Genomic DNA, 24,131 nt, shown 5'->3' with positions numbered 1-24,131 from the left:
AGTGTAATTCTGATGTTCACATTAACTTTTATAATGTGTTTCGGAATTGCACTTTTTTAAAATAATTCCTTTATTATGAAAAGAATTATAACATCTTTATTTGTAGCATGTTGCTTCGTATGTATATTCAGCTGTAAGGATGATGATATGGTGACGCCAGTACTACCTGTAGAACTCAGTGAAAATATTGTTCAGTATGAAGATGGAATTTATGATGCCTACACGCTAGTTTCGCCTATGGGTTCAACAGATAGTTTTCTTATTAATAATGAAGGCTTTGTAGTGCATCAATGGGAAGCTAACACAAGTGCATTGATGGCGTATTTAACAGATGAAGGGAATTTAATTAGGGCATTGCGACAAGACACTTCTGAATTTTCTGGTGGCGGCGCAACAGGTGCTATCGAAATTTTAAACTTTGACGGAGATCAAATTTGGTTTTGGGAATATAATACCGCTACTTATGTATTGCATCATGATTTAACTTTGTTGCCAAACGGCAATATATTAGCATTGGTTTGGGAATATAAATCTGAAAATGAAGCACTTGCAGAAGGACGAAATCCGAATTTATTGTTTCAAAACAAAGTTTGGCCATGTAAGATTATAGAAATTCAACCGCTACCTAATAATCAAGCTAATATAGTTTGGGAATGGTCTGTTTGGGATCATTTGATTCAAGACCATGATGCCACCAAAGAAAATTTCGGTGTCGTTTCTGATCATCCCGAATTAATTAATATTAATTTTTCAGGCGGCGATGCAAATTTTAATCACTTAAATTCCATTGATTATATTGAAGAATTGGATCAAATTGTAGTGAGTTCTAGAGTTTTTAATGAGTTTTGGATCATTGATCACAGCACTTCTACCGCAGAAGCTGCATCACATTCAGGAGGAAATAGCAATAAAGGAGGTGATTTATTGTATCGTTGGGGAAATCCGCAAACCTATAATTCAGGCACTGCTGAAGATCAACGTTTGTTTGGTCAACATGACGTTACTTGGATTGGAAATACAGTAAATAATGGCGGAAACTTCATGGTTTTTAACAATAATTCTTTCGCTGAAAAATCGTCTGTTGAAGAAATTTTGATTCCTCAGCTTTCAGATGGAACGTATGATTTGGTTCCCAACACCACACAACTTCCAGAGGCTCCTATTTGGTCGTATGATAGTGAAGCTATTTACTCTTCCAGACTTTCTGGCGCAAAAAGATTGCCCAATGGAAATACACTCATTACCGCTGGAAGAACAGGAACACTTTTAGAAATAAATACCTCAGGCACCATTATTTGGCAATTTCAAAACCCGATCGAAACCAATGCTTCTATTTTTAAAGTAGATAAGTATGAAAAAAATCATCCTGCATTTGAAGGAAGAACATTGACACCTTTATCTATTGAAATTGAATGATTGAAAAATAGTTCCTCTAAAAAAACGCTACAAATTAAAGCTGAACCGAGCATTGAAACGCAAACTACATTGGCACATTTTGAAATTATCAAATTGATACATTGATACATTGATACATTGATACATTAAAAACTATTCCTTATTTGCCAATTGTCCACACGCAGCATCAATATCTTTTCCTCTAGAACGTCGTACCGTAACGGTAATACCATTTTGTTCTAATGAATCTACATAGCGATCAATTGCTTTGTTGCTTGCTTGTTGAAATTGTCCGTCATCAATAGGATTGTATTCTATAAGATTGACTTTACTTGGTACATCTTTGCAGAATTTTACCAACGCATTGATGTCTTTTTGTTGATCGTTGATACCATCCCAAACTACGTATTCGTAAGTGATTTTATTTTTAGTTTTGTCATACCAATACGCCAAGGCTTCTTTTAAATCTTTCAATGGAAAGTGTTCGTTGAACGGCATGATTTCAGTTCGAACTTCGTCTATTGCAGAATGTAATGAAACTGCTAGTTTGAATTTCACTTCATCATCTGCCATTTTTTTGATCATTTTTGGCACGCCCGAAGTAGACACGGTAATTCGCTTTGGTGACATTCCTAGACCTTCATCCGAAGTAATTTTATCAATTGCTTTTAATACATTGTTATAATTCATCAACGGTTCGCCCATTCCCATGAATACAATGTTTGATAACGGTCTGCCATGATACAATCTGCTCTCGCGGTCAATCGCTACAACTTGATCGTAAATTTCATCAGGATTCAGATTTCGCATGCGTTTTAATCGTGAAGTCGCACAAAATTTACAATCCAAACTACAACCAACTTGACTCGATACACATGCAGTAGTTCGTGAAGATGTCGGAATTAATACAGATTCCACCACCAATCCGTCATGCAAGCGCACTGCATTTTTGATGGTTCCATCATTGCTACGTTGCATTTTGTCCACACGAATATGATTGATAACAAAGTTTTCTTCCAGCATTTTGCGCGTTTCTTTCGAAACATTGGTCATGTCTTCAAAATTATGTGCTCCTTTTTGCCACAACCATTCATAGACTTGATTTCCACGAAACGCCTTGTCTCCTTGCGATACAAAGAATTCTCGAAGTTGTTCTTTGCTCAATGCGCGTATGTCCTTCTTCCCTACTTGTTTCATGCTGCAAAAATAGGGAGAATTTGTGAGTTTTTGGTTTTGTTGATACAGCAATGTAATTTTCCCGAAAGGAAAACTACAAAAAGGAAAGCTACACTTTATTTACTTTTTTATTTCAATTTCCAATTCAAAATCGCCTTCCGTCAAACCTTCTGCGCCCACAACGGCAATTACAATTTTATAAGGTCGATTGATAGCATTCACGCGAACGTTCCGCGTATGATCTTGTGTTTTTCCACGCCATTTACGATCCCATTTGGAATCTTCTTCGCACGTAATACAGCTGCTCAAATTTGGTGGCAATTGCGCATTATTCAGTCCAACTTGATACGCGTACAGACTAAAGTTTTGTTTTTTATTTTTTGGAATGACTTTGATAAACATTTCAGAACGCTTCGGAATTATCGTCTCATAAAAAACGTGCTTCCCTGTAAATTTTTGATTTTTAGTCGCCGGAAAACACGCTACACTACTGTTAGATGCAAATGATAAATCGTGAATAATTTCACCTGTTGAAAGGTTGCCGCTTGTTCTCGTAATTGCGCCTGTTGTCTCTATTTTAGTAACCTTGAGTGTTGGCGTTATTTTAGGCGTTTCTTCTACACCTCCATTTAGTTTTATTTCTAGCGTAAAATCTCCTTCGGTCAAACCTTCAGCGCCTACAACACCAATCACTACTTTATACGGCCGGTTGATAGCGTTTACGCGAACTTGTCTTGTATGATCTTGCGTTTTTCCTTTCCACTTACGATCCCATTTAGAACTTTCTTCGCACGTAATACAGCTACTCAAATTTGGTGGCAATTGCGCATTATTCAGTCCAACTTGATACGCATACAGACTAAAGTTTTGATTTTTATTTTTCGGAATGACTTTGATAAACATTTCAGAACGTTTCGGAATCGTGGTTGTATACAATACATGATTTCCAGAGAATTTTTGATTTTTTGTTGCTGGAAAACACGCCACACTGCTGTTGGAAGCCCATGATAGATCCGCTATTTTTTGTCCTTCTGACAGATTTCCAAGTTCAGAAACAGTCCAATTTGGTTTCACTTTTAACACTTTAATTTGTTGATTCCCGTTTTGTGCAAAAGCATAGTTAGTGATTACGAAACAAAAGAATACATATAGCATAGTTGTTTTCATGAAGTCGTGGATTTTTGTTAATTTATAACGAGTTGTATACTCAAAGTATTAAATGTAGCAAAAAAGCAACTTCATAAAGGTATACATGTATTTTTGGTTGGTAATTCTGTATGAATAGTTACTTTTAGATTTGGTATGATTTATTTAGTAGTATTGATGATATTATGAATCTGAATTGCGCTTACATTTTTCCCAAAAAACGTTCTTCTTTCAATCCAATTTCCATGTTGATCATAGCTGTATTTAGCGTATTTTTTACATCATACTTCTTCTGGTAAAGTCTGCCTTTATGTAAGTATACAGTTTTGGAATCATCTAGAACTTCCGCTCTTGTATGAATGACATCACGAGCTGCATTTGTTAATAATTGCAACCCTTTTCACAAGATCATGAAAGACAAAAAAATATACATACGCATCGTGTATCAATTTTTGCTAAAAATGCTATTATTTTTAGGATGGATAGTAAGATAATTTTATCTTGTAATACGACAACATAGATACATGAAACGCTCTCGACGCTCTGAATATGGTAAAAAAAGAAATTCTTCGAAAAAAAATTCGGAGCAGAAGTTTCAATTTTCCAAAACAGCTCCTAAAAAAAGTACACCTACTATTGATCGCTTGAAAAGTTTTGAAATTGACGAGAATCAAGAGAAAAAGTATCGGAATCGGAAAGTTAAACCGAAAAAGAAATCGGGTTGTTTTAACTATCAGCTCCCCTTAGGTGTAGTAATTGTCATTTTTATTGTAAAACTCATTTCGGGAGTTGTTCGCATTACAGACGAACCAAAAACTTGGAAAGATGATCCTATAATGCTAGAAGTTGAACGGAAAAGTAAAGCATCTTTGCAAAATATAATTGGTAAAAATACTACATTTCTCCTTGTAGGTCCTAGACCTATGAAAGAAGTTTTTCAATTGAAAAAAGATTCTTTGTTTCCAGTGATACCTTATGTGAATATACACTTGTACAAAGGTTTTCATTTATATGATGCATCGCTACTTCTTACTTCACAGCTTTTCGCTAAATTCTCTAAATATTATTTCTTTTATGATCGTGTAAAAAAATCATCGTATCAATCTATGACCAATCAATGGACAGAAATTCGAGGCAAACTTGCAGGGAGAATTGAAGGAACAAATTTTTCTCACGAAGAAACTAAAAACTATCATTTTAAAGAGCTACAAATAGCGGAAAAAGAATTTAAAATTACAGCCAGTGGATTGGAATTACATGGCTTAGCAACTTTAGTGGAAGATAAAACACATCGGTATTTCTTTCATTTTATTTCCAAAGAAAAAGAAGGCACATACTTCAATGCTCCATTTTTAAAAAAATATTTGAATTATTATTTGAAGATTCAGTAACGTCAGTTTGATATAATACCAAGTAAACTATTAGACTTAAAAAATCACATCCACAAATCGTCTCTTCGAGTGTTTTTATGAAGCAGCGCGAAATAAAAATGTATCGATAAGTACTTTGATTTCAAAACTATTCTCGATACAATTTCCTTCATTTCATTCCGAGAATCACTCGAATTGACGGCTAAGTAAAATATTTCTAACAGTGCTTAAAGATTTAAATTTTCTTAAGAATGTAATTTTCAAATTGACACATTAATACATCATCAAATTAAAAAATCAGACCATCTTCACTAAATCAAGCGTGGTTTGATACAAATCCGTTTTGTTCATTTTGGCTTTCAACCACGCGTAAAAACTCATCACAAAAATATCTTCTTCCACACGTGCTTTCCATGGAAAAGATTGCACTACAACCTCACGAAATGCTTCCGAAGTCACTGTTTCTGGCGCGTTGTAATATTGTTTTACAAATTTTAAAAAAGTGATCACGCGTGCTTCTCCCGACTTTTTTAAAAACGGATAATACTTTCGCTGAAAACTCACAAAACGCGAATCGACATAGGAAATATTGCCCAATTCGATATGTAAGAGCAATTCGATTAAGTTTTTCTTCATCACCCAATCAATGCCCGCTTTTTCCTCATACCATTTGTCAGTGTGGTAAAATTTTGAGTATATTTTTTGCGCTTTTTTAAATGCTCCTTGTTGAAAATAACAAACGATTAAACTCAAATGCACATCCAACATGGTTTCTACATCGTACTTTTTTAAATTGACGACTTCTTCTAACAAAACAATCGCTTTTTCTGAATCTCCAGAATAGTTATAATTCAACGCTAACAGACATTGATACGCCAGCAACGAATCTTTATAATACCGCTGTTTTTGTCGTTCCATTTCCTTTCGCATTGCTTCTAAATAGCCCAAACTTTGTCCGAATTCCTTCTTTCGAAAGAAAATATTGGCAATGAGATATAGGACTTTGATGTGATAAAATACATGCTTTTCAAGTTGTTTCAATCGGTTGGAAATGTCTTTGTAATTTTCAATGAGAAATGGTTCCACCGCGAAATATGTTTTGGTAACTGCCGCGACGGAATTGATCATTTGCGCCAATTGATACAACGATTTATACGACAAACCGATTTCATACGAAATTTGAAAACGCTCGTAGGTTTCTTGAATGAGTTGTTGAAGCGAGACAATTTCGCCTTTATGCATGACTTTTTGCAACTGTTCTTGAATGACCGCATACGCCATATTTAATTTTTCTTCTTGCAAAAAATCTTGCTGATTTGCCGTACATTTTTCGATCAACGTAGCCAACGGTGGCGCATCTGTCATTTTGTGTGCATATTGAATTTGCGTGTGGTAAATTTCATTCAGCAACGAAAAATGCAAAATATCGCGTGCTTTCTTTTCAGCTTTGTGCAACAATTTAAACGCGGTTTTATATTGTTTTTGGACTAATAAGTTTCGTGCGACTAAAATTTGCTTGGTAATTTCCAATTCGTCGGAAACTTCATGCGTCAAACTTTGGGTTGCCATAAAATCAACAATCGAACTCCACAAACGCTTCCGCAATCCGTGATAGGCTGTTTTATTATCTTTTCCATATAATTTTTGCGGAATTTCCTTTGCAGAATGTTTCGCACGGAGCAACTCGAACAACTGCACATTCTTTGTGTCGTGTCGTTTGTTTTTATACTTCAGGTATTTTATGAATTCCTGTTGCTCTTCTGTAGAAAATTGAGAAACAATAACATCAATTGCAATCATTATATCAGCCTTTTTATTTAATTTATAATACTAATAATCAGTATTTTATATTATGTATAATTCTATAAATATAGTCCTTTTTATTGAAAATTTTAGTTTTGTAGCTAAAATTCCAATCGCATATTTGTCCTGTAATCAAAACGAAAAAATTAATCAATTTACATTTAAAATCACACGATTATGGAACAACAAACATTTTTAAACAAAGAAGAAAAAACAAAAAAACCGAGTATTAATACACAGAAGGAAGATGAAAATCCTTTTAAACCAACACCTGCTTTTATTTCTGCAGCTTGGGCAGCGTTGGGCGTGGGAATGATTTCCTATTGTATCGGATTGTGGAATGCTACGATGGAATTGAACGAAAAAGGGTATTACTTTACCATTTTATTGTTCGGATTATTCTCGGTGGTTTCGGTTCAAAAAGCGGTACGAGACCGAATGGAAGGAATTCCTGTAACTGATATTTATTACGGAATTAGCTGGTTTACCACATTGGCGGCTATTTTACTTTTGGTTGTAGGATTGTGGAATGCCGAATTGGCGTTGAGCGAAAAAGGCTTTTACGGAATGTCGTTTACCCTGAGTTTATTTGCGTCCGTAGCGGTTCAGAAAAATACGAGAGATCTTCAATCAATAAAAAATCAACAAAAATAAATGTGGGTTGATTTCCAAAACCTCGTGGCGACAGTATTTATGGTTGCTGCGAGGTTTTTAAAAATTATTTCATGAAACACAGCATTAGAACGGCACTTCTTATTGGAAGTGGATTTATACAATTAGTACTTAGTAGTTTTATTCCTGTCGCAGGTGGTGGAGCCAGTATGATTTTATTGATATCGCTGCCTAGTTTAATAGGATTGGGATTCTTTTTAGGAATCATGTACTACGTATTTATTAGAAAGTTTGAAAATGAGCAATACCCTAGAAGCTACTTCCTAGGCATGATATTTATCATAGTCTTTTTAACTTTTATATCATATCCTTATAAATAATCATATCATTATGAGTTCAAAAATCACAAGAGCGTTGCCAGAATTGGTAGAAAATGGCATCATTACAGCCGAAACCGCTCAAAAAATAACCGCATATTACGAAAAACCAGCCTCCGAAAATTCTAATAAATTATTTATCATTTTTGGAATTTTAGGTGCTACATTAGTCGGATTGGGTATTATCCTCATCATGGCACACAACTGGGACGATTTGCCAAAATTCGTCAAATTAATCCTCGCCTTTCTCCCAATGCTCATTGGACAAGCTGGACTGGCATATAGCATTGTAAAAAATAAAGGCATGGTTTGGAAAGAAACCGCTACGGTATTTTTATTTTTCTCCGTTGGCGCGTGTATTGCGTTGGTCAGTCAGATATATCATATTTCTGGCAATTTGGAATCTTTTCTATTGGCTTGGATTATTTTGTGCGCGCCACTACTCTACCTAACCAAATCGAAAGCCGCCATCTTTTTGCATCTTATTTTCTGCACCTATTACGCCATTGTAACAGGATACGGATTTAATGTAAAAACTTCCCCATTATTCTATTTTGCTTTGTTATCTACCTGTATTCCAAGATATTTGGAACTTATGAAACAGAAAACACCTTCAGCAGCAACTTTTATATTGCATTGGTTGTTTCCGATAAGTTTACTGATTTCGTTACCCGTTTGTGTAGAACAAAGTCCGCAAATCACCTACATATTATACATGACTGTATTTGGATTGTTGTTCAATATAGGACAGTTGTCATATTTTAAAAACACCTCATTATTGCAGAATGGATATAAAGTTACTGGTACTATTGGAACGCTAATTTTACTCCTTATATTAAGCTTTCATGGTGTTTGGGATTTTGCATTTCAAAATAATTTTATAGGTATGATTGAAGTGATTAGTGTCGGTGTATTCTTTATAGCTGCTGGTATTACTTTCTTAATGAGTAGACAACAACAAAACACCAAGATGCCAAATGTATTACAGCTTATTTTCTTTGTGTTTGGAATTATCTTTTTGATTGGAGCATCTGATACGATTACGGCTACTGTTTTAGTGAATATTTTACTTTTCGTGATTGGAATTATGCAGATTAAATTGGGAACAGACAAGCTCCATTTTGGTTTTTTAAACTTGGGAATGCTTATCATTGCGGCATTAATTGTATGCCGATTCTACGACACTGATATCAACTTTGCCATTCGCGGAATCATCTTTGTGAGCATTGGTATTGGATTTTTCATTACAAATTACATCATGTACAAAAAACAACAAATAAAAAAATAATCGCATCATGAAAAAAACACATATATACCTTCTTTTTGGCTTGATGGTGATTGCACAAATTGCCGCTTCTGCACAAATTGTATACAAATACGAAATCACTATTTCAGCTGGAAACGTTTACAAATTCAAAACGGCTCCTATAGATCCAAGTGATCCATTTCGTGGAAAATACATCGTATTAAATTTTGAGATGGATTCCTTTAAAACGAATGATGACGATTGGACATACAATGATACTGCTTACCTCTATCTTTCAAAAGACGAACATGGTTTTGCGTATCCGGAAACTATCTCTAAAACTAAATTAGTCAATAATTCTAGTGACTATATTGAAGTGCAAATTGGAAGCTATTACAACGGAAAAGTTCATTTTGAACTGCCTTTTGACACGTATTACATGGAAGAATCAAAAGCTTTAGATGCGGAATTGTTATACCGAGAATACCAAAGACTTGGATTGCAACAAGAAATGTATGCGGTTGTGCATATCGAAAACGGCACACATGTATTGACCGATGTTATTGCGAATGGGGTTTCTATCAAAGATGCGGTAGCAAAATAGTTTTTATACCACATCATTATTAATAGTTGAACCATCATTTTTCACGAGTTGAAAAGTGATGGTATTTTTTGGAATCTTCTCTTTTGAAAATTTTTCTTTTGGGGAAGCATTGGATAAAGATGTTAAAAAAGAGCTCGTACAAAAATTGGTATATGCAAAAGTCATCTTGCCAAGCGAATTGTTCGACTTAGCTGATGATACCGTTGCTGACGACAAAGCAGACAAAAATACTACTTCTTTCAAAACAGTTCCATTATCACGAGAATTGATGGCGAGTATTGCTACACAAGAGCTACAAAACTTACAAAAAGTAACGGAAGAAATTTCAGCATTACACATACAATACCAAGAAGAATATGACGCTGCTTACAAAGTCGAAAAAGCAACTCACACAAAAGACGTAAAAGCATGAAAAACACGTGTTCCGACTTCTTTAACCATTTTACAAGCGGATAGTTTGGGTTTACAAGTCGAAAAAGCCTTGCCTTGTGAGTGTGATGATATGGAAGATTTCATTGAATCTGACCAAACGGAATGTAGTAGTAATATTGTCAATGATGCTACTGTTTTTGACAATTTGCAGGTTGGTGATAGTACAAATACTACTCAAGAAACCACTGAAAAATAAATATCACAAATTATCAAAAGTATTGGAACGTCATTTGGCGTTGCAGTGCTTATGCATAAATTTTAAAAACAGAAAATTATGAGTAATATATTTAATTTTCTTAACCAAGAAAACGAAGAAGAGCAACAAAACATAGGTTTTGATAACTTAGAAACATTGCAAGATTTGACGACCAAAACAGCTCGCAGCATTTCTAACGAAATAGCAATGAACTCGCCTTTTGGGAAGGGGAGTGTATTTTACAGACTAGAATACGTCTACAAAAATATTGATTTTAAAGGAATCAGAGGACTTTGGAATGCCGCAAGTGATAATACATTTAGATTTAACAAAGCCATATCAGAAGGATTAACTAATGAAAAAGCAGCATTTGAAACTTGGACAGGAGAAAGAGCAATAGAACAAGGGTTTAAAAAAGTAAAAATAGATGTATTGATACCAGATGTTAATCCGTACACTAAAATTAATGTAACTTTTTATAAATAATAAAGATGAGTATAATAAAAATAAAAATTGAAAATAATAATAAAACTTTTAATGAAAGAAGTTTAAAAGAAATAATCAATGGATTTGAAAAAGGGGAATTTGAATATGAAAATATTATGAAGTTATTTGAAAAAATAAATTCAGAAAAGGATTTAATTAAAGAGCTAAAAACAATTAAAAAGTATACAACACCTATCTCAATATTAATTATTATAAAAGCTTTAGGGAATTTATCAATATCAGAAGCAAATCCAATACTAGAAAAAGTTTTAGAAGATTAAACCAGATAGTGTAGATTCCTGTGAAAAACGATAAAATATAAAAATTTATCCAAAGGGGGTATCAAGGAAGGTTTGCATATTTACTATCAACCAATTAAAATTATGCTAACAGATAAAGAAATGCTTGAAATAGCAAAGAAGTATTTAAAAAAAATGGAGGAAGAAAAAGCACAAGAACTGGGGCAAGAAACATTTAATGAATTAATGATCCATAAAACCGTTGAAAAACCTCTTGGAAATGTTTATTATTTCTGTATTAAACTTTTTTACGAAACATTAGATCATAAATATAGAATAAATGCCACACCATTTTTAGTAGAAAAAGAACGTCGAAGAGTTTTACATTTTGGAACCCATTATGATTCTGATCAACAATATGAAGATTATAAAAATGGGGATTACGTAACATCATTACATTCTTTTTGGTATCTTGATGAAGATCGGTATAGCCATAAATAAATATGCATATTATGCTAACACACAAAGACATGCTAGAGATAAGAGATAAATATTTAAAAAAAACTCCCCACAGAAATATATTTATAATCTTCCAACTCGCTCAATTGCTGAATATGCTTAGAACTTCCGTTTTTAATTAGGTAAATCTCATCTGAAACGTCGGTAATATCTCTGTAAAAATGATCGGTGATGACAATGATTTTTTGTTGTTTTTCTGTGTGAATTAGCTTTTTGATAGCTTCTATCTGTATAGGAGAAATATGTGAAAATGGTTCGTCGAGCAGAATGACACGACTTGGTGTTTTGATGGTGAGAAAAACTTCCACAATGCGTCGCTGTCCGCCAGAAAGATGTCCAAATTTCTGTGACAAGTCAAAATCATCCTCTATAAAAAATGCTTGAAAAGCTGCTTCTGAAACCTTGTATAATTGCAATGCCTTGCGAATGGACATAAAATCAGGAATAAAATTGTGCTGTGGCAGATACTTTACCAATCCTGTGGTATAGAGCTTTTTCTGAATAATGCGACCATCAAGCTTGATCAACTTATATTTTGATTTCATTGTGCCAAAAATAATTTTCAGTAAGGTGCTTTTGCCACAACCATTACTACCTAAAATTCCTGTGACTTTTCCTGGTGCTGCTTTCAAATACACGCCATACAATAGCTGAACGTTTCCAAAATATTTTTCTATGTTGTCTACTTCAAGCATTTTAAAAAAATAAAAGTTTGACTAATATTACATCTATTACTGATAAAAATAGCAGCCAACATACAATCGTACGATCGTGCATTCCTAAGTTATAAAGAAAATACAAACTGCTTTGATCGCTCATTTTTCTAATCCCAAAAAATACCAAAGGCAAAACAATCTTTGCCATAAAAATTAAAGGTTCTAAGGGCAATTCAAAAAGTTGACAACACACATAACAAAGCGTCAAAAAGGAAGTCAAAAGCAACAGCTCTCTCGCGTAAAAGAAGACATTTATAATATATTTCATAAGAATGATGGTCTTTTTCAAAGAAAAGCATTTCATCCAAAGAGAAGCGTTAAGCTAACCATAAAGACTGTTAAACAATTGCAAAAATAATAACTTGTTTAAACCTTTTCCATCTACAAAAGTCCTAGAAGCAAACATTTAAAATAACAATTATGAAAAATATCCTGTATGCACTCGCTATACTACTCACGTTAAACGTAGCAGCACAAGAACGTCCTGATTACAAAGGGAAAGACGGAAAAATGAAAGCTCAAAAAGAGTTTTTACAAAGCTTAACGCCAGCACAAATGGCAACATTGCAAACAAAGAAAATGACCTTAGCCCTAGATTTAACTGAGCGTCAACAAACAAAAATATTAGCGCTGCAAACAAAAACAGCAACGGAGCGCAAAGCAGATATGGAAGCTCGCAAAGCAATGAAAGAAAAAGGAGAAAAACCTACCGATGAAGAACGCTTTCAAATGATGAACGAACGCCTAGATGCCAAGATTGCTTACAAGCAAAGCATCAAAGAAATTTTGACATCCGAACAATACGAACGTTGGGAAAAAATGCAAGCACAACGCGCAAAAGGCAAGAAAAAAATGAGAGGAAAGCGAATGGCTAAAAAGTAAGAATCCTGAAAAGAGAAGTTAAAAGGCTTCTCTTTTTTGTTATTTCTACACAATTTTAGTATTATTGATGTATTAATGTAGCTAATAACAACCAACAAATTATGAAAAAATATATTGCACTATTCACATTTGTATGTGTACTATTTTTAGGAATGCAAACAACCACTGCGCAAAATACTGCGGCAGTAAAGGCTAAAGCACAAACACAAGAATTGACAAAACGCTTACAATTGACCGATGCGCAAGTGGAAAGCGTATATGCTATTTACCTAGCCTATGAAAAAAGTGGAAGAGATGTAAAAGATCTGGAAAAGTTAGGAACAGAAGTAAATGCTGTCTTACGACCAGAACAGCAATTACGATTCAATAAAATGTTCACGCCAGAATTTGATAAGCAAAAGAAATTAGCACGAGCAAAACAGCTAAAGGCGAAAAGCAATAAATAACAACAGTTTACAAAAACAAAAAACTCGGTCATGTACCGAGTTTTTTTATGCTTTATATTTTCTAAATATTACAATTCTGGAGCAACTTCTTTAATTGCCTGAATGGTTTTGTCCAAATCTTCATACGATAAGGCGTCTGATAAAAACCAACTTTCAAACGCAGATGGCGCAATATAAATGCCTCTGTCTAACAACCCGTGGAAAAATTTCTTGAACGAATCGTTGTTTCCTTTCGCCGAAGAAGCAAAATCAATCACAGCTTCATCACAAAAATGTACAGAAATCATAGAACCAATTCTATTAATTTGATGTGTAACGCCAGCTTCCGTCAATACGTTCGCGATTCCTTCATGCAAGTACGCAGTTTTTTGCTGCAAACTTGTAAAAACATCTCCTTTATTCAACTCTTCTAACATTGCCAATCCTGCTGCCATTGCAAGTGGATTTCCACTCAAAGTTCCTGCTTGATACACAGGTCCCAATGGTGCGAGATGACTCATAATTTCTTTACGAGATGCAAAAGCGCCCACAGGCAATCCGCCACCAATTACTTTTCCAAAACACACAATATCCGCATGTACGCCTAGTAATTCTTGCACGCCACCTTTTGCCAATCGGAATCCTGTCATGACCTCATCAAAAACTAACAAAATATGATGTGCATCACATACTTCGCGTAAGCCTTCTAAAAAGCCTTCTACAGGAGGAATACATCCCATATTTCCCGCAACAGGCTCTACAATAATACAGGCAATTTCGCCTTCGTTTTCAGAAATAATTTGCTTCACATGTTCCAAATCGTTAAAGCGTGCCAACAAGGTATCTTTCGCAGTTCCTTGGGTAACACCAGGACTGTTGGGACTTCCAAAAGTTATAGCGCCACTTCCTGCTTGAATCAAAAAAGCATCGCTATGTCCGTGATAACACCCTGCAAACTTGATCATTTTATCTTTCCCTGTAAATCCTCTTGCCAAACGAACGGCACTCATACACGCTTCTGTTCCGCTATTTACAAAACGAATCATATCAATATTTGGCACCATGGAAACGGCCAATTCGGCAATCTTGGTTTCAATCTCGGTAGGCATTCCAAAGGAAGTTCCTTTTTTGGCTTTGTCTATAACGGCATCAATCACAGGTTTGTGCGCATGCCCTAAAATCATAGGTCCCCAAGAATTGATATATTCAATATATTTCTTGTCATCTTCATCAATAATATATGCGCCTTTGGCTTCTTTTACGAAAACTGGTGTACCACCAACGGCTTTAAACGCGCGAACTGGTGAGTTTACACCACCAGGAATCACTTTTTGAGCTTCGGCAAACAATGCACTGCTTCGTTTATATTCCATCTTTTTTATGCTGTTTTTTAAATTAAAAATCTTTCGGAAGTGGTTTTACAAACAACACCTGACCAACGAAAATATCATTATTCTCCAATCCATTTAAGGATTTCAATTTGGCAACGGTGATTTTGTGTTTTCTGGCAATACTATACAAAGTATCGCCTTTAGAAACCGTATAACGGTCATTATGTGTAGTTACTTTTTTGGCATCTTCTGGCTTTTTCCCCAATACTTCTGCGTCGTATTTGTACAACTCGTAGCGTTCAATAAGCGAGATTAATTTTTTCGGATATTTACGATCCGTTGCGTATCCTGCTTTTTTTAAACCTCTTGCCCAAGCTTTGTAATCGTCTTTTGGTAATTTGAATAAGGAAGCATACCGCGATCTTCCCGTTAAAAATAACGAATGATCTGTAAAGGAATATGCCGGATTTGCATACTTTCGAAAACATTCCTGATCTTCATCATCATCGTGGTATACACGCGCGCCATTCCAACCTTTGTGACATTTAATTCCGAAATGATTGTTAGAACGCATGGTCAATTCGCCTTTTCCAGATCCAGATTCTAAAATTCCTTGTGCTAAGGTAATACTTGCTGGAATTCCGTGTGATTCCATTTGACGTTTTGCCACATCGCGATACGTTTCTATATACACTTCTGTCAAACTCTTTGTCGGAGTTGCTTTCGGTGTTTTAATAACGATTTCTTCTTTAGGAGTTACAACATCAACAGGCTTTTCTTTGGGCGTTGTTTTCACAACCGTTGTCGTTTTTTTTGTCTTCTTCTTTGTTTTGGAAACCCGATTTTGCGTTCCACAACTTGATAATATCAATAAACCTAAAAGTGTATAAATAAGTTGTTTCTTCATGCGTTTATACGATCGTTTTTTGTCCTTTTTTCTGTAGTTTCTGGTTCATACCTTCAATTCCTTGCAATCCACCAGAATGAATCGCTAAAATACGATTTTGTTTGCCAAAATGCCCGTTTTTGATCAAATCTATGATGCCAAAAAGCATTTTTCCTGTGTAAATTGGATCGAGCGGAATGTTTGTTTGTTGTTTGAATTGATTGATAAACGCGATCAATTCATCAGAAACTTTCCCGTAACCACCAAAATGATATTTGCTGATCAACTTCCAATTGTTTTGGTCTGTTAGTTGTGAAACTTCTTTCTGTAAAAAATCACCTTTCAACGCAGGAAAACCCAGTATTTGTTGATGTGCAAACGCTCCTTCACAAATTCCTGCAATGGTTCCGCCAGTACCGACAGCACAACAAATGGTGTCAAAATCACGCTCGTTTTCTGTGATGATTTCGGCACAACCTTGTACCGCCAATTTGTTTGTTCCTCCTTCAGGAATACTATAAAAACGTCCAAATGTTTGTTTTAATTGTGTGATGAAGGTTTCAGAAGTCTTTTCGCGATACGCTTGACGCGAAACAAAGTGAAACTGCATGCCGTTTTTCTGTGCAAATTTCAACGTAGGATTGCTGTCAATTTCGGAGTTCAATTCTTCTCCTCTAATGATGCCAATCGTTTGAAATCCATGTAACTTTCCTGCTGCCGCCACTGCCGCAATATGATTGGAAAACGCGCCGCCGAAAGTCAATAACGTGTCATGTTTTTTGTTTTTGGCTTCCGCGAGATTGTACTTGAGTTTCCTAAATTTATTCCCAGAAACAAACGGATGTATCAAATCTTCTCGCTTGACGAATAATCGCACGTCTGTTGCAAAGTTGAGCGTAACTTCTTGAATTGGTATATTTTCTATTTCAAACTCCATTCAGACCACAAAAATACCGCAAAATTTGAAATTAATCGCTTTTATTCAAACACCAAATTCCCAACTTCTAGTTCGTCAACATCTTCAGACAATCGAATAATTGCTGTCTTTTTCTGTTCGTTTTCCTTTCCGTAGTTGGTGTACAATGCTACTTTTAAAATAGTAGGGCCAGATACTTTTTGTTCAGAACTTGAATAATGATCCACAACTACTTTGTATTCACCTTTTATGGCATTTTTCAGCATAAATTCTTCAGGTCCGTATCCTTGTGTTAAATCGTCAGACATTCTTCCGCCTATTTTAGTACGTTGATTTTGATACGAAGCCTTCTCCCCTTTCGGATCAAAAACCCACAAATCAATATCGGTATCATTATGATTCCAATCGATCACAATCCGAACATCTACAGGCATTTTATCAAATGTTTTGCGTATTTTCCTTTTGAGTTTTAGCTTTCTTTTATAGGTGTTTACCAAACGAGTCAATTCTACGTAGGCAATATGTTCTATTCCTGTAAACCGTCCATCTTCATCTTTTTGCAATAATTCTCCATCACACAATTTACTTAGTAAATCGTAACTTTTTTGAATGTCACCAACTTGCTCATACGCCAACGCTAAATCTCTGTACGATTGCGGTTCTTCTGGACGCAATTCCAATACTTTTTCGTAGGCTAATACGGCCATTTTATAGCGTTTGAAATACTCGAATTTATAAGCGGCAGCTTTGAGCAATTCGTAATTATGCAGTTCAATTTCCAACAAATTTGTAATGATTGTGATTGCTGTTTCTGTCGCTTGACGCGAATGGAAAAAGTCAGCCACATCTAAGTAAAACGATGGAACTTTTACATACGATTTGCGTATTTCCAAGTACTTTGTATACGCGTTTGCTATCGTGGTTTCTTTTTCCAATTCTTTGATGTAGGGCATATTTGCATTCCATGATTTCATTTCTATGTTCGACACCATTTTTTTATTAAACGCGTTAATAGCCTCACGGTTTTTTACCATTCCTTTTTTAGTCATTATGTAGATAGCACCACCACGCGCTTTGCTTCCAAAGATTGCTGTTGCTTCCTCATTTTTCAGTATCCCTAACTGAGCAATTTCTTTTTCTTGTATTTTTCTAAAATTACGCTGATTTGAAATTTTTCCGTTGATAAAAAATAATGGTTTGTTGTTTTCGCTAAGCGAACTACTTGCACTAATAAGCATTTCGATTGTTTCTCTAATTTTGCGTATTTCATCCGATGGATTCCCATATTGTTTTACATATTCAGAACTTACGGTTGCAACCGAATACGCTATTTTTGCACTGTTTACACTTCCACCATAGCCAACTACTGTAACTGCTTCTAGCCTTTCACCTAATTCCATTTTTGCATTAACTGTTTGTGAAGTTATCTCTTTTTGCATTGTACCATAACCCACATACGTAATTTCGAGTTGTTGTCCTTTTTTTGCTTGAATTGTATACTTCCCATCAAAATCTGTTATTGCACCTTTATTGCTATGTTTCACGACCACATTAGCGCCAGGCAATGGCATTCCTTCGTCATCTACAATAGTTCCTGTAATCGTCATCAATTCTCCAACGCCTTCGTTTATTTGAACTGCCGTTTGTGTGTTTGTATTTGTTTCTGTTTGTATTGCTGTTTCTGTTTGTATTGCTGTTTCCGTTTCTATTGTTTGTGTTTCGGCTACTGTAACTTGCTGGTCTTCTTGTTGTGACGTTGCAGTTGTTTGCGCTTCTGCATTTGACACAGGCTTTTCTTCTTCTACTACAATTTTTGCTTGATACCAATCCAATACAGTTTTATAGCCGTCAAACAATTGTTTTTTTCTATTCAATATGCGTTCTTTTTGCAGCATTTCTTCATTTTTTACAACTTCTAAATACTTTTTGTATTCTTCTTTGAGTTCTTTTGGAGGTTCAATTTTATAGCGTACATAATCTTGAATTCTGTCCAAAATAATCATGGATGTATAATCCGTAATCAGGCTGTATTTTAAAGCTAAAGAAGTAATTTCTTTTTTGTTTTCGATTTTATTGCGATTCAAACGCGCTAGTTTTTGCTTTGCCCACAAACGTTTGACTGCGTTGGTTCCGTTAGAAGCTTCTATCGTTACAGGAATTTTCTGCGTAACACGTCCGCCATAACCAAATAGTAATGTCAGCTCCGTGTCTTTTGAAAATTGTCCACTGATAGAAAAGTCTTGATAAACATTCACGCGTTGTTTTGGATACACTTCCCGAACATTTTCATCGTGAATGACACCTAAAAACTGATAGGTTTCCATTTTTAAAAGCTGTGTTGCTTTGGCATAATCTACACGTATTAAATTCAGATAGTTTCCGCCAGATTGTGTGGTAATAGCCGTTAACTGCTGATGATTGGCAGTAACCAACGAATTGATAGCGTATACAGGTATTTTTTGTTTCATGGTAAAATCGCCCAAGTTTGCCAAACCGTCAGAAAACAATAGTATTTCATCTGCTTTGATGCGAACGCTTTCAAGGACATTTAATTTAGTTCCACCATCATACTGTACATTGTTGATAGCGTCTAAAACAGCTGTTGTATTTCCATCTTTTACAATCAATTCTTTTTCTGTTTGAATGGTATTGTTGAATGCAATAAAGTTCACTTTTACATTTCGCACATACTCCAAATACGATAACAACACTTTAAGTTCCGTGTCCAAATCTTTGTAACTCATAGAATAGGAAGCGTCCCAAAGTATGGTAATTTTTGTAGGCTTCTTTTTTAAACGTACGTTTGGCTGTAATGCTTTGTAGTAGTTAAAATGTCCGTTATATGTTGCTAGCTTTTCTTGATTTGTTTTGTTCGGAATTTGAATGACAATCTGTTGTGTGGGCGCATGATTGTTTTTTGTAGTTTTCGCTGTAAATGCTTCTCCTTTTTTTTGGAAGAAAAAATCTTTGTAGTTTGCTTTGGAAACTGTGGGTGATTGTGCATTGAACACATTCATTTCTACAGAGAAAGCATCTAAATTTTGAGAAATTCCTAAAGGCAATTCATAACTTTGTTTGCCGTTTAAAGTGCTTAACTCTTGTTCAAACTTTACAATGATGTGTTTGTGACTTTTAGCAAATAAGGGATATACACGTGCCCTGTAATTGTTTCCTTCAGTCTTTTCTAACAATCCTGGATCAATTTTTCGTCGTATCGTAGTTTCATAGGCAACGCGTCCCAATTCTTTTTCTACAATGACGGCGTCACGCATTTTACCATTCACATCCATGGAAAATCCTGAAACCATTTGTCCTTCTGCCAACGGAAACACCAACTCGCCTTCCAGCGTTCTGTCCAATCCGTTATAAAATTTCATATCATACGTTGTGACCGCTAGGTTTCCAACAATTTCAACAGTTACTTTTACATCGGTCAATTGTAAATCGTTTTCACCTGCTACGGTAACTTTAGGTGTATGCTGAGCAAAAACATTCACACAAAAAAGACAAAGAAAAAAATAGAAAAATGGTTTCATAACGAGTTTGTTTTAGTTTTCATAACAAAACTCATCATTTAAATAAGTATACAAAAGGAGGAATGAGTCATCACGTCGTTTTAATGAGCTAATGGATATTTCTCATGCAAAAGATCCCTAGTATTGGGTATTGAAACTAAGAAGATCTGCCATTATTATTGTGATATCATTTTAATCTTTAACATCATGAAACAATCAAAAAAGAATCTAGGATGGATAAAAGACTATCCAGATATTCGAGACTACAATCCAAAAACTTCTACTATTTTAAGAAATCCTTTAAAGCCGAACCCTAATAAATCTATAAAAGAAATTCTGGAAGAGATACGGAAGAAGATGAACATAAAAGGCAAGTTAGAAAAAAAAGTAGATCTTAGGAAATGGTGTTCGCCTATCAAAAATCAAGGAAATATAGGTTCTTGCACTGCCTTTGCCGCAGTTGGAATGTATGAGTATTTTCAAAAAAGGGTGCACAATAAATACATAGATGGCTCAGAACTATTCGTTTACAAAACAACTCGTAATATTTTAAATTGGAAAGGAGATACAGGTGGATATTTAAGAACTGCCATGGGTTCACTAGCACTCTTTGGCGTACCACCAACAAGTAGCTATCCTTATGAAACCGATAAGTATGATGAAGAGCCGCCAGCATTTATATACTCATATGGTCAAAATTTCCAAGCACTTTCATATTTTAGATTAGATCCTTTAGGGGCAAGTGCGAGTCAAACACTCACGGAAATTAAAAACCTCTTGGCGATAGGAATTCCTTCAATGATGGGATTTACTTGCTATACCGCACTCGAACATCCTGATACTGAAAAAACTGGTAAAATTCCCTTCCCTGGAGAAAATGAATCTGTTTTAGGTGGACATGCAGTAATGGTAATTGGATATGATGATGATTTGGTCATAAAAAACCCAATTGACGGAAAAAGTAAAAAAGGAGGATTGATCATTCGGAATTCTTGGGGCAAATGGGGCGATGATGGCTATGGCTATATTCCGTATGAATATGTAAAACAAAAACTTGCAAGTGATTTTTGGTCTATCATTTCAGCAGAGTGGATTGATAGTGAAATGTTTAAACAATAAACGGCAAATAACACTGAGGAAAATAAAAAACTAAGTGTAAAAATTTAGTTTTTTATTTTTAGTAATGAACTCAATTTCTACAAATACCGCAAAAATTGAAACAACTTCCGTTTCTTCAAATACGCAAAATCGCCTTCGTTATCATACGCTTCCCGTTCAAAGCTCAAATTAACATACGCTTTATGATGGTTTCGGTAATAACACCATCGAATCAACCATTCCAATACATACAAAATATAAAAAGGAAGAATTAGCAATTCTAATTGTTGTCGCAAATGAATCCGTTCATGATGCACCAAAACAGCATCGCTTTTATCATTCGCATCACGCAAAAAAATAAAAGGATACAACGTTATTCCTCGAAAACCTCTCGGTACTAGATATTTTGATACGAAAACCATGATTATAGTCATTCAAAATTTAAGCCAATTTAAGTACCTTTGTAGAAATGAAGAAATTAATTCCCATTGAAGAAGGCGATTTTTATCTTTCGCCCGAAGGATACAAGGTGTTTACAGAGCAATTTCACCTAAAAAGAGGCTATTGCTGCGAAAGTGGTTGTAGACATTGCCCGTACGGATTTAACAAAAAAAGAAAGTAAAAGTTCATGGATTCTAACTGTATGAAATACAAACGAGCTACTGCACATTTTCATCGTGTAGACATCCGCTATCCATAGCACATTTTAACAAACACAACACTTTTTAAAATGATGCACAACACTACAATTGATATAAAAATGACTTTTAAAGACCATATATTACAAGGAATTCCAAACGAATTGCCAACACCAAAATCGTACGATCCAAACATCAATCACGCGCCTAAGCGTAAAAACATCTTATCTCCTGAAGAAAAGAAACTAGCGCTCCGAAATGCCCTGCGCTATTTTGATAAGAAACACCACGAGGTATTGTTGCCAGAGTTTAAAACCGAACTGGAAACCTACGGCAGAATCTACATGTATCGTTTTCGTCCCGATTATGCAATGTACGCACGTCCAATAGATGAATATCCTGGAAAAACGAATCAGGCGAAAGCCATTATGCTGATGATTCAGAACAATCTGGATTACGCCGTAGCACAACATCCACACGAATTAATTACCTACGGTGGAAACGGCGGCGTGTTTCAAAACTGGGCACAATATTTATTAGTGATGCACTATTTGGCAGAAATGAACGAAGAGCAAACTTTGGTGATGTATTCAGGGCATCCGCTAGGCTTATTTCCTTCACACAAAGATGCGCCAAGAGTTGTAGTTACGAACGGAATGATGATTCCGAACTATTCGCAACCTGACGATTGGGAAAAATTCAATGCATTGGGCGTAACGCAATACGGACAAATGACCGCAGGAAGTTATATGTACATTGGTCCGCAAGGAATTGTACACGGAACAACAATCACCGTATTGAATGGCGGACGAAAAATCTCCAAAAACGGGGAAGGTTTGGCTGGAAAATTATTCCTTACGGCTGGATTGGGCGGCATGAGTGGTGCACAACCCAAAGCAGGAAACATTGCAGGTTGTATTACGGTGTGTGCCGAAGTAAACCCGAAAGCAACGCAAACACGTCATTCACAAGGTTGGGTAGATGAAGTGATTCATGACTTAGATGAACTAGTCAGCAGAGTCAATTCCGCAAAAGCGAACAAAGAAATTGTTTCCATCGCCTATCAAGGTAATATTGTAGACGTTTGGGAAAAGTTTGATGCAGAAGATGTTTTTGTAGATTTGGGAAGCGATCAAACTTCCTTACACAATCCGTGGGCTGGCGGGTATTATCCTGTGGGACTTTCTTATGAGGAATCTAATGAAATGATGGCGAGCAATCCTGAACTATTCAAAGAAAAAATACAAGAAACATTACGCAGACATGCAACTGCCGTCAATAAACATACTGCAAAAGGCACCTACTTTTTCGATTACGGAAATGCTTTCTTGCTAGAAGCTTCTCGCGCTGGTGCAGATATTATGGCGGAAAACGGCATCGACTTTAAATATCCCAGTTACGTGCAAGACATTATGGGACCGATGTGTTTTGATTATGGTTTTGGACCGTTCCGTTGGGTATGTGCTTCGGGAAAACCAGAAGATTTAGCCAAAACAGATGCTATTGCTTGCAAAGTGTTGGAAGACATTATGAAAGTCTCGCCCGAAGAAATTCAACAGCAAATGGCAGACAACATTCGTTGGATAAAAGGTGCGCAGGAAAACAAACTCGTCGTTGGTTCACAAGCACGTATTTTATATGCAGATTCGGAAGGTCGTATGAAAATTGCTCAAGCGTTCAACGAAGCCATTGAACGTGGCGAGATTGGACCTGTCATTCTAGGACGCGATCATCACGATGTTTCAGGAACAGATTCGCCATACCGAGAAACTTCAAACATCTACGACGGCTCTAAATTTACGGCTGATATGGCAATTCATAATGTCATCGGAGACAGCTTTAGAGGTGCTACTTGGGTTTCCATTCACAACGGTGGTGGCGTTGGTTGGGGCGAAGTAATTAATGGCGGCTTCGGCATGGTTCTTGATGGTAGTAAGGAAGCATCAAGACGTTTACATTCGATGTTATTTTGGGATGTAAATAATGGTATTGCCAGAAGGAGTTGGGCGCGAAATGACGAAGCAATTTTTGCTATCAAACGTGCCATGGAAGTCGAGCCAAATTTAAAAGTAACGCTTCCAAATATAGTAGATGATGCTTTATTAGATGAGACTTAACTATTT

General features: G+C 35.6%; 26 protein-coding genes. 16 read left to right on the top strand and 10 right to left on the bottom strand.

Annotated elements, in window-relative coordinates; genetic code table 11:
- Positions 1–75 precede the first annotated feature (75 nt).
- A complete protein-coding gene (locus KORDIASMS9_RS09725; RefSeq protein WP_114902660.1) occupies positions 76–1,416 on the top strand; it encodes an aryl-sulfate sulfotransferase in 1,341 nt (446 codons plus the stop codon).
- A gap of 132 nt (positions 1,417–1,548) precedes the next feature.
- On the opposite strand, the gene rlmN is transcribed toward KORDIASMS9_RS09725, so the two are convergent.
- The 3 genes from rlmN to KORDIASMS9_RS09710 form a co-directional block, all read right to left on the bottom strand.
- Positions 1,549–2,592: a 23S rRNA (adenine(2503)-C(2))-methyltransferase RlmN gene (gene rlmN, locus KORDIASMS9_RS09720; RefSeq protein ID WP_114902659.1), complete on the bottom strand. Its 1,044-nt coding sequence runs from the start codon at positions 2,590–2,592 to the stop codon at positions 1,549–1,551.
- Positions 2,593–2,691: 99 nt separating this feature from the next.
- Positions 2,692–3,738, bottom strand: a complete 1,047-nt coding sequence (locus tag KORDIASMS9_RS23645; RefSeq protein WP_205318051.1) for a hypothetical protein — start codon at positions 3,736–3,738, stop codon at positions 2,692–2,694.
- Positions 3,739–3,919: 181 nt separating this feature from the next.
- Complete coding sequence (locus KORDIASMS9_RS09710) at positions 3,920–4,111, bottom strand: hypothetical protein (protein WP_114902658.1); 192 nt, start codon at positions 4,109–4,111, stop codon at positions 3,920–3,922.
- Positions 4,112–4,241: 130 nt separating this feature from the next.
- Here KORDIASMS9_RS09710 and KORDIASMS9_RS09705 point away from each other — a divergent pair, with 130 nt between their 5' ends.
- Positions 4,242–5,108, top strand: a complete 867-nt coding sequence (locus KORDIASMS9_RS09705) for a hypothetical protein (protein ID WP_114902657.1) — start codon at positions 4,242–4,244, stop codon at positions 5,106–5,108.
- Positions 5,109–5,384: 276 nt separating this feature from the next.
- On the opposite strand, the gene KORDIASMS9_RS09700 is transcribed toward KORDIASMS9_RS09705, so the two are convergent.
- Positions 5,385–6,887 carry a lipopolysaccharide assembly protein LapB gene (locus KORDIASMS9_RS09700; RefSeq protein ID WP_114902656.1) on the bottom strand — a complete coding sequence of 501 codons (1,503 nt, stop codon included), beginning with the start codon at positions 6,885–6,887 and terminating at the stop codon, positions 5,385–5,387.
- Positions 6,888–7,067: 180 nt separating this feature from the next.
- Between KORDIASMS9_RS09700 and yiaA the strand changes: the two genes are divergently transcribed.
- The 9 genes from yiaA (at position 7,068) to KORDIASMS9_RS09665 (ending at position 11,583) form a co-directional block, all read left to right on the top strand.
- On the top strand, positions 7,068–7,544 hold the full coding sequence (gene yiaA, locus KORDIASMS9_RS09695) for an inner membrane protein YiaA (protein WP_114902655.1): 477 nt from the start codon (positions 7,068–7,070) through the stop codon (positions 7,542–7,544).
- A 71-nt stretch (positions 7,545–7,615) separates the two neighbouring features.
- Positions 7,616–7,882, top strand: a complete 267-nt coding sequence (locus tag KORDIASMS9_RS09690; protein ID WP_114902654.1) for a hypothetical protein — start codon at positions 7,616–7,618, stop codon at positions 7,880–7,882.
- A 10-nt stretch (positions 7,883–7,892) separates the two neighbouring features.
- Complete coding sequence (locus KORDIASMS9_RS09685) at positions 7,893–9,167, top strand: DUF2157 domain-containing protein (RefSeq protein WP_114902653.1); 1,275 nt, start codon at positions 7,893–7,895, stop codon at positions 9,165–9,167.
- 7 nt (positions 9,168–9,174) lie between these two features.
- The gene (locus tag KORDIASMS9_RS09680; protein WP_114902652.1) at positions 9,175–9,729 is read left to right on the top strand and encodes a GDYXXLXY domain-containing protein; all 555 of its coding nucleotides are present in this window, start codon (positions 9,175–9,177) and stop codon (positions 9,727–9,729) included.
- Positions 9,730–9,787: 58 nt separating this feature from the next.
- Entirely contained in the window at positions 9,788–10,141 is a 354-nt protein-coding gene (locus KORDIASMS9_RS23190; protein WP_162819682.1) for a hypothetical protein, read from the top strand.
- Positions 10,142–10,186: 45 nt separating this feature from the next.
- Positions 10,187–10,357 carry a hypothetical protein gene (locus KORDIASMS9_RS23185; RefSeq protein ID WP_162819681.1) on the top strand — a complete coding sequence of 57 codons (171 nt, stop codon included), beginning with the start codon at positions 10,187–10,189 and terminating at the stop codon, positions 10,355–10,357.
- A gap of 78 nt (positions 10,358–10,435) precedes the next feature.
- Positions 10,436–10,843 (top strand): hypothetical protein, encoded by a 408-nt coding sequence (locus tag KORDIASMS9_RS09675; protein WP_114902651.1) that lies wholly within the window; start codon positions 10,436–10,438, stop codon positions 10,841–10,843.
- Positions 10,844–10,848: 5 nt separating this feature from the next.
- The gene (locus KORDIASMS9_RS09670) at positions 10,849–11,124 is read left to right on the top strand and encodes a hypothetical protein (RefSeq protein WP_114902650.1); all 276 of its coding nucleotides are present in this window, start codon (positions 10,849–10,851) and stop codon (positions 11,122–11,124) included.
- Positions 11,125–11,226: 102 nt separating this feature from the next.
- Complete coding sequence (locus tag KORDIASMS9_RS09665) at positions 11,227–11,583, top strand: hypothetical protein (RefSeq protein ID WP_114902649.1); 357 nt, start codon at positions 11,227–11,229, stop codon at positions 11,581–11,583.
- Between the two features lie 53 nt (positions 11,584–11,636).
- Here the strand turns inward: KORDIASMS9_RS09665 and KORDIASMS9_RS09660 are convergent, their stop codons facing one another.
- A complete protein-coding gene (locus KORDIASMS9_RS09660) occupies positions 11,637–12,296 on the bottom strand; it encodes an ATP-binding cassette domain-containing protein (protein WP_114902648.1) in 660 nt (219 codons plus the stop codon).
- Positions 12,297–12,737: 441 nt separating this feature from the next.
- On the opposite strand from KORDIASMS9_RS09660, the gene KORDIASMS9_RS09655 reads away from it, so the two are divergent.
- Complete coding sequence (locus KORDIASMS9_RS09655; RefSeq protein ID WP_114902647.1) at positions 12,738–13,199, top strand: hypothetical protein; 462 nt, start codon at positions 12,738–12,740, stop codon at positions 13,197–13,199.
- Positions 13,200–13,300: 101 nt separating this feature from the next.
- Complete coding sequence (locus KORDIASMS9_RS09650) at positions 13,301–13,645, top strand: hypothetical protein (protein ID WP_114902646.1); 345 nt, start codon at positions 13,301–13,303, stop codon at positions 13,643–13,645.
- Positions 13,646–13,713: 68 nt separating this feature from the next.
- Here KORDIASMS9_RS09650 and hemL read toward each other — a convergent pair whose 3' ends face one another.
- The 4 genes from hemL to KORDIASMS9_RS09630 are packed head-to-tail and all read right to left on the bottom strand — an operon-like array spanning position 13,714 to position 20,293.
- Positions 13,714–14,997, bottom strand: a complete 1,284-nt coding sequence (hemL, locus tag KORDIASMS9_RS09645; protein ID WP_114902645.1) for a glutamate-1-semialdehyde 2,1-aminomutase — start codon at positions 14,995–14,997, stop codon at positions 13,714–13,716.
- 22 nt (positions 14,998–15,019) lie between these two features.
- Positions 15,020–15,862, bottom strand: a complete 843-nt coding sequence (locus KORDIASMS9_RS09640; protein ID WP_114902644.1) for a glucosaminidase domain-containing protein — start codon at positions 15,860–15,862, stop codon at positions 15,020–15,022.
- A 4-nt stretch (positions 15,863–15,866) separates the two neighbouring features.
- Positions 15,867–16,778 (bottom strand): 1-aminocyclopropane-1-carboxylate deaminase/D-cysteine desulfhydrase, encoded by a 912-nt coding sequence (locus KORDIASMS9_RS09635; protein WP_114902643.1) that lies wholly within the window; start codon positions 16,776–16,778, stop codon positions 15,867–15,869.
- Between the two features lie 41 nt (positions 16,779–16,819).
- Positions 16,820–20,293, bottom strand: coding sequence for a VIT domain-containing protein (locus tag KORDIASMS9_RS09630; RefSeq protein ID WP_114902642.1), 3,474 nt, complete (start codon positions 20,291–20,293; stop codon positions 16,820–16,822).
- A 186-nt stretch (positions 20,294–20,479) separates the two neighbouring features.
- Here KORDIASMS9_RS09630 and KORDIASMS9_RS09625 point away from each other — a divergent pair, with 186 nt between their 5' ends.
- Positions 20,480–21,391: a C1 family peptidase gene (locus KORDIASMS9_RS09625; protein WP_114902641.1), complete on the top strand. Its 912-nt coding sequence runs from the start codon at positions 20,480–20,482 to the stop codon at positions 21,389–21,391.
- Between the two features lie 77 nt (positions 21,392–21,468).
- Here the strand turns inward: KORDIASMS9_RS09625 and KORDIASMS9_RS09620 are convergent, their stop codons facing one another.
- Positions 21,469–21,792, bottom strand: a complete 324-nt coding sequence (locus KORDIASMS9_RS09620) for a hypothetical protein (protein ID WP_205318050.1) — start codon at positions 21,790–21,792, stop codon at positions 21,469–21,471.
- Positions 21,793–21,839: 47 nt separating this feature from the next.
- Here KORDIASMS9_RS09620 and KORDIASMS9_RS23180 point away from each other — a divergent pair, with 47 nt between their 5' ends.
- Entirely contained in the window at positions 21,840–21,992 is a 153-nt protein-coding gene (locus KORDIASMS9_RS23180; RefSeq protein WP_162200418.1) for a DUF5522 domain-containing protein, read from the top strand.
- Positions 21,993–22,130: 138 nt separating this feature from the next.
- Entirely contained in the window at positions 22,131–24,125 is a 1,995-nt protein-coding gene (locus tag KORDIASMS9_RS09615; protein ID WP_114905199.1) for a urocanate hydratase, read from the top strand.
- Positions 24,126–24,131 lie beyond the last annotated feature (6 nt).

The sequence above is a fragment of the Kordia sp. SMS9 genome (genome assembly GCF_003352465.1).
Lineage (GTDB): Bacteria > Bacteroidota > Bacteroidia > Flavobacteriales > Flavobacteriaceae > Kordia.
The sequence above is the reverse complement of the archived record's forward strand: the minus strand, read 5'-3'. Positions and strand labels throughout refer to the sequence as shown.